Source organism: Microcystis sp. LE19-131.1A, from assembly GCF_027532015.1.
Taxonomy (GTDB): Bacteria; Cyanobacteriota; Cyanobacteriia; order Cyanobacteriales; family Microcystaceae; genus Microcystis; species Microcystis ichthyoblabe_A.
Genome location: NZ_JAPZSS010000011.1, coordinates 22374 through 28667, shown reverse-complemented (window position 1 = coordinate 28667; position 6294 = coordinate 22374). Strand labels below are relative to the sequence as shown.

The window sequence follows — 6294 nt, the reverse complement described above, 5'->3', positions numbered from 1 at the left end:
CCTGTTTTCTCCCCTTTGCTATTAATAAAAGTTATATTTTCTCTGAATTATCTCAACAAAAACTTATCTTCTCAATCGGCTTGAATAATCAATTATCTTTCTCCTGCTGCCCCCTTACTTTTTCAGCAAGCCCTAAATATTTATTAAATTGTAGCTTTTAATACAATGTGGGGGGGGAAGTGTGTAATTTACCTTTGACCATTCGCTTGTCATTGTTTTGGGTTGCCCGATCGCTTAACCCAAATCTAAATGTCGCAAGCACTCAAATCATCTACCATTAACCCTTTTCTTTTCATGAAAATAAAACAACTCGGCATTGTCTCTGGAGTTGCCCTGGCGACTCTGGTAACGGCTAGTGCAGCACAAGCTGCAAGCGTGACTGTCAATAATTTTTCCTTCGAGACACCATCAACCCCTAATTTTTCACCAGTTATTACCGGTTGGACTGTGAGTAGTGGCAATGCGGGGGTTCAGCCATTCAATGCGACCCAATTTCCAAGCGGAGTACCCGACGGTTCGCAGGCGGGTCTTATTGCTTTCAATGGTGGATCGATCTATCAAGACGTAGCCGCCACTTATCAAGCCGGAACTCGATACACGCTCAATTTATTCGCGGGTATTCGTCTAGATGAACCGGGCAACTTGACCTTGCCGAACAGTACAATTTCGCTTCGCCGGAGTGATAATAATACCGTTTTGTCAAGTTTTACATTCAATCAGAGTTCCTTTTCGTCAAGAGGTGTGTTCTTATCGTTCAACACTTCTTATCTGGCGGGGATTGCCGATCAGGGTGCGGGAATTCGCATCTCTATTGACCGTCCGAATAATGGGGGGACACAATTAGTTTTCGATAACGTTACACTTGATGCGACTCCTGTTCCCGAACCCTCTAGCCTTCTTGGTCTTATCACCCTGGGCGGCTTAATGCTAGGGAGTGCTGTCCGCAAAGGCAGAAAATAATGACCCAAGGGAGAGGAGGTGCAGGTTTTCTCTCTCTTTTTTTGGGGGAGGTTTTTCGATGGGTAGCATCTCAGTCGTGAATTATGCTAGGATTAGCCCTAGAATGAGCAAAAATCATGACTACACAAGCAACAGTAATCCAAGGCACAGCCAAAGAAATTAGGGAAGCACTGGCGCTTATACCGGATGATGAAATTGTCCGCCTTATGGTAGGTTGTCCCAGCTTATCTATTATTGCCAGAAAATTACAGCACGAGGCCGCAACTCTTGGCATGACAGCTGCGGAACACGACGCACTCATGGCATCGTTAAAAGATGATTTGTGATGCGGGTTGTTGTTGATACCAATATTCTTGTCAGTTTCGGCATCCGTCCGAACGAAAATTTTGAGCGAATGTTCGATTTTTTTGGCGAGACAGGGCATTATCTTAATTTCCGATGATACAGTTGCCGAACTATTCACCGTACTAAACAGGGAAAAATTTCGCGAATATATCCGACAAGACAGCGCCATGGATTATATCGAGTGGTATGTTAGCATTTCCTAATCTGTCACCGTCACGGAGTCTGTCATCGCTTGCCGCGATCGGAAGGACGACAAATTTCTCTCCCTCGCTGTTGCGGGAAAGGCAGACTGCATCATCGCCGGGGACAGTGATCTGTTAGATATGATCGCCTACGAGGGAATTCCTATCTATCGCGCTACCGATTTTCTCAAACTATTTTGCCAATAACCGTGATGCTGTCCGCAAAGGCAGAAAATAATGACCCAGGGAGAGGAGACGCGGGTTTTCTCTCTCTTTTTTTGGCGGGGCTTTTTGATACCTTGGAGAAGTCAGACCTTACACTTCATCGGGGTTAATGCCAAGCGCTCTGAGCCTTTCAGCCAGCCGGATGGCTTTTTGTTCAGCCTCTTGTTTCGCCAAGCGTTCTTGAGCAGCGATCGCCTCAGCTTGGTTCGCTCTTTCCTCAGCCGTTAGATAGCGATTTCCCGACTGGTCATACCAGTATAACCATTCCCGATACCAAGCAATATGTTCTCCTTTCTCGTAACCTAGTGCCAAGCCAATTTCTGGCAACCAAACTCGATTATTCTCACTTTCTAGAAGTTGATATTTCCCTGAGATTAATTTATATATTTCTAATCTTTGTCGGTTTTTAAATCTTCCCCTTCTGCCACTGAAAGGATTGTAGATTACATAATACAGAATCCCTAGGCTTTGGTAATTTAAGAATTTCTCCTCATATTCACTATTATATTTCTCGGAAATTACCTCTAAAAACAAAATCGGCAAGATATACTTTTCTCCCCACAAAATATAGCTTAACCGACCTCTTTCTCCCGTATCATGGTTAACTCCAACTGCTAAGAAACCATCGGGGACAAAAGCTGGTTCGTCTGGGTTGTAATAAACAGCCATATCTACCCCAAAATACCAATCATCTCGACCAGACCAAATTAAGGCTAATAAATTTAGCAGCAGATTGGGAAGATCATTCTGTAACTGATTGTCCACTGGAGTTTCATCGGAAGAGGGTAATTCTTCGGCACTGGGAAGAGGGCAATTTTTGTTATAGGTGAGGTTAACCATAGCTCCGACAAGCGTGGTGTTTAATTACTGCCAATTCTAACAGAAAATTACGGTTTTAGATTTCGTTGTTTTTCTGCGATTTCTCAAAGCACTTCATCAAAACTCGGATCAAGGCTTTCTTTAATGTCATCAAGCTGATTAATTTCTTGGTTAGGAGAGGCACTCAGGCACTCATGCAAGAGTCAAAGGGGAAATAAATCAGGGGTGCTGTCCGCAAAGCGAGAAAATAATGCCCAAGGGAGAGGAGGCACTGGTTTCCTCTCTCTTTTTTGGGGGTTTTATGGGAAGATCGGGAAAGAGCTATGGTGCAATCCCGATCATCATGAAACGAGACTCGATATTTTACCGGCTTTTCCAACAATCTCCCTCCCTTCTCTTCGATTTACTCGAAAACCCACCAGATAATGCCACCGAATACCGCTTTGACTCCGTAGCCGTCAAAGAACCCAAATTTGAGATCGATGGCGTATTCCTGCCACCCGATAATGATAGTAGCGGGGTGATCTATTTTTGCGAAGTGCAATTTCAAAAAGACGAACGACTCTATGAACGGGTTTTTGGCGAATCATTTTTGTATTTTTATCGTCAGCGAGAACGATTTACCGATTGGCAAATTGTTGTCATCTATCCCACCCGTAGTCTAGAACAAAGTAACACCCATCCCTACCGAGCGCTCCTCAATTGTAATCAGGTGCATCGGATTTATCTGAACGAATTAGGGGAAATTCAGCAGTTACCCCTAGGGGTTGCCTTGATGGTACTCACTACTGTGGAAGAAACCCAAGCACCAGAAAAAGCTCGCTATTTACTGGCACGAACTCAACAGCAAATTGCAGATCCAGAAGCAGGTCGCGCCATAATAGAAATGATTGCCACAATTATGGTCTATAAATTTACTAACTTGAGTCGGCAGGAGGTGGAAGCGATGCTAGGACTACAATTGGCAGATACAAGGGTATATCGTGAAGCCAAGGAAGAAGGACGACTGGAAGGACAACTGGAAGGACGACTGGAAGGACGACTGGAAGGAGAATCTGCCCTGATTTTGCGTCTGTTGCAACGTCGCTTTGGTGCAGTGGATGAGGTATTGGCTGCCCGAATTCAGGCTTTAGAAATCGAGCAATTAGAGTCCTTAGCTGAGGCTTTGTTGGATTTTACGGCATTAAACGACCTAGTGCTTTGGCTAAATCGCTATAGTCTATAAATTTACTAACTTGAGTCGGCAGGAGGTTGACGCGATGCTAGGACTACAATTGGCAGATACAAGGGTATATCGTGAAGCCAAGGAAGAAGGACGACTGGAAGGACAACTGGAAGGAGAATCTGCCCTGATTTTGCGTCTGTTGCAACGTCGTTTTGGTGCGGTGGATGAGGTGTTAACTGCCCGGATTCAGTCCCTAGAAATCGAGCAATTAGAGTCCTTGGCTGAGGCTTTGTTGGATTTTACGGCATTAAACGACCTAGTGCTTTGGCTAAATCGCTACTCGCAACCGCTTAACTAAACTTAGTCAAACCTAAGCCACCTGAAAGGGTGAGTTAGGAAATTTTGATGGCCAAATGTCCATCCCTGACGATGGGTGACAAGGGCAATTCTTGTCAGAGGGCAGATAAAAGTTTATGCGGATGGCGAGACTCGAACTCGCAAGGCGTAAGCCACACGCCCCTCAAACGTGCGTGTCTACCAGTTCCACCACATCCGCCTGATTTTAGCTTAATCACTATAGCACAGAAAAAAAATAATCTGCAAGCAACTTTTAAAAATTACTGCCGCACAACTTTCGCGCCACCTGAGTTAGTACGGATAAACCTTTTAGGGAACCTTGAATCAAATGGAAGGCCGGGAGAGGACGGATTAACATTTGTCGAGCTAGGGGCAATGGTAGCAGCTGACCTTGATTATCAATTGCCGGGGCTAAATCGGGTAAATCCTGTGTCACCTCATCGCTAATCACGCGCACAATTGCCACTTTTTGCCCCCGTAAAGCCGCTAAAATCCTTGCTCCTTCCATATCTACCACCTCATAGCCCCCCTGTCCTAAACGTCGTTTTTCCTCGGATCGGCTAATCAGGCGATCGCTGGTTAAACCTTTAACGAGACTATATCCGGTTAATTGGGCGATTTCTGCGGTTATTTCTGGTTCGCACTGCCAATAACTCCCCGTTTCCGCGCCACAACCTTGATAGATTACCCCATCTCCGACCCGATAGCGATCGCTAAGACTGCCCGCTAATCCCATCAGCACAATTTTTCCTGTGAGCTTATTAAGAAATTCTAGAGATTGCCCAGAGACTGGGGAACTGTCGAGGAATTCTGGAGCGCCAAGGTTAATCGGGATAATTTGCGGGGCTAAATCGCCGATTTTCCTTAATCCTCGACGGATTGAGCTATGCTCGGCCCCCCGGGGAACGAGAATAATATCTTCAGGTGTGAGCATGAAATTTTTGAGAAAGTTTCCTAATTAGTCCATTGAGATGTTATAAATAATAGTAGTGAACTAATTAGGAATAATTCTTAAGTAAATAGCCCTGCCACTGACTGGGCGATTGTCTTTCTCACCATGAAAAAGTCTGTCATTCTGCGTTTATCCGAGGTTAACAAGCGTTTTCCCGCTTCTCCTACTCTAGCTGTCGATAATATCAGTTTTAGTTTAACAGAGGGCGAAATTCTCGGATTATTGGGTCCGTCGGGTTGCGGTAAAACCACTCTACTGCGGATGATTGCGGGATTTGAAAAACCATCTCAAGGAGTGATTGAATTGGGAGGGCTAATAGTTGCCGACGAAAAAACCTTTATTCCCCCAGAAAAACGCAATACAGGCATGGTTTTTCAGGATTACGCTCTTTTTCCCCATTTAACCATCGCTGAGAATATCGCCTTTGGGTTAAAAAATTCTGGGGAGAAATTATCGAGCAGAGCTATTAACGCTAGGGTGGCGGAAACTTTGGATTTAGTCGGACTGCAAGGACTAGAAAAACGTTATCCCCATCAGCTATCAGGAGGACAACAGCAAAGAGTCGCCCTCGCCCGCGCTTTAGCCCCAAAACCCTCTTTAATCCTCTTAGATGAACCTTTAAGTAATCTCGATGTGCAGGTCCGGCAACGGTTACGGCACGAGATCCGTCATATCCTGAAAGCGACTGGTATCTCGGCCATTTTTGTCACCCACGACCGGGAGGAAGCAATGGTGATCAGTGACACAATTGCGGTCATTTGTCAAGGAAAATTAGAACAAATTAACAATCCCGAAGAAATTTATAGTCATCCGGCCTCGCGATTCGTGGCTGAGTTTGTCACCCAAGCTAACTTTCTCCCCGCTAGACGGGAGGGGGAACAATGGCAAACCGAGATAGGAGTCTGGGAAATCCCTGATGGTCAAGATTTGGACAAAGGGGAATTGATGCTAAGAGAGGAAGATGTCAAAATTAAGCCGGATGAGACGGGAGATCTGGTTATTTGCGATCGCCAATTTTTAGGGCGGGAATACCGTTATTGTCTGCTAACGGCCACCGGCAGCCAAATCCACGCTAGAACAACGATTAACACCCAATTAGACATCGGTACAAAGGTAAAACTATCGATTATTCCCGATAGCGTCCGTGTATTTGCCGACTGATAAATCACATCTGACTTGAAAGTGGGTGTAGGGTGTAGGGTGTGGGGTGTGGGGTGTGGGGAGATTTTTTTTAGTAAAAAGGCAGCTCCGAGCTTATCGCTTAATACTATTGACTGATAACTTACCCA

The 6294-nt window shown here is 45.1% G+C and carries 8 protein-coding genes, 1 tRNA gene and 1 pseudogene; 7 read left to right on the top strand and 3 right to left on the bottom strand.

Translation table 11 applies throughout. The annotated features are described in order from the left end of the window. Positions 1-249 precede the first annotated feature (249 nt). From O9323_RS00765 to O9323_RS00750, 4 genes and pseudogenes are all read left to right on the top strand, one after another. Positions 250-960: a PEP-CTERM sorting domain-containing protein gene (locus tag O9323_RS00765; RefSeq protein ID WP_223210881.1), complete on the top strand. Its 711-nt coding sequence runs from the start codon at positions 250-252 to the stop codon at positions 958-960. Positions 961-1076: 116 nt separating this feature from the next. Then, the gene (locus O9323_RS00760; RefSeq protein WP_002791406.1) at positions 1077-1286 is read left to right on the top strand and encodes a hypothetical protein; all 210 of its coding nucleotides are present in this window, start codon (positions 1077-1079) and stop codon (positions 1284-1286) included. 60 nt (positions 1287-1346) lie between these two features. Further along, positions 1347-1508 carry a hypothetical protein gene (locus O9323_RS00755; RefSeq protein ID WP_288124543.1) on the top strand — a complete coding sequence of 54 codons (162 nt, stop codon included), beginning with the start codon at positions 1347-1349 and terminating at the stop codon, positions 1506-1508. Between the two features lie 21 nt (positions 1509-1529). Continuing rightward, positions 1530-1694 (top strand): annotated as a pseudogene (locus O9323_RS00750) (putative toxin-antitoxin system toxin component, PIN family); the annotation flags it as partial. 108 nt (positions 1695-1802) lie between these two features. Here the strand turns inward: O9323_RS00750 and O9323_RS00745 are convergent. Further along, a complete protein-coding gene (locus tag O9323_RS00745) occupies positions 1803-2552 on the bottom strand; it encodes a Uma2 family endonuclease (protein ID WP_004158744.1) in 750 nt (249 codons plus the stop codon). Between the two features lie 322 nt (positions 2553-2874). Between O9323_RS00745 and O9323_RS00740 the strand changes: the two genes are divergently transcribed. Then, positions 2875-3756, top strand: coding sequence for an Rpn family recombination-promoting nuclease/putative transposase (locus O9323_RS00740; protein ID WP_043998700.1), 882 nt, complete (start codon positions 2875-2877; stop codon positions 3754-3756). A gap of 34 nt (positions 3757-3790) precedes the next feature. Beyond that, positions 3791-4054, top strand: coding sequence for a DUF4351 domain-containing protein (locus tag O9323_RS00735; protein WP_004158741.1), 264 nt, complete (start codon positions 3791-3793; stop codon positions 4052-4054). 116 nt (positions 4055-4170) lie between these two features. On the opposite strand, the gene O9323_RS00730 is transcribed toward O9323_RS00735, so the two are convergent. Next, positions 4171-4252: transfer RNA gene (locus O9323_RS00730), tRNA-Leu, on the bottom strand. A 54-nt stretch (positions 4253-4306) separates the two neighbouring features. Next, on the bottom strand, positions 4307-4987 hold the full coding sequence (locus tag O9323_RS00725; protein ID WP_149107198.1) for a nucleoside phosphorylase-I family protein: 681 nt from the start codon (positions 4985-4987) through the stop codon (positions 4307-4309). 123 nt (positions 4988-5110) lie between these two features. Between O9323_RS00725 and O9323_RS00720 the strand changes: the two genes are divergently transcribed. Beyond that, the gene (locus O9323_RS00720; RefSeq protein WP_004158737.1) at positions 5111-6166 is read left to right on the top strand and encodes an ABC transporter ATP-binding protein; all 1056 of its coding nucleotides are present in this window, start codon (positions 5111-5113) and stop codon (positions 6164-6166) included. Positions 6167-6294: the final 128 nt, after the last annotated feature.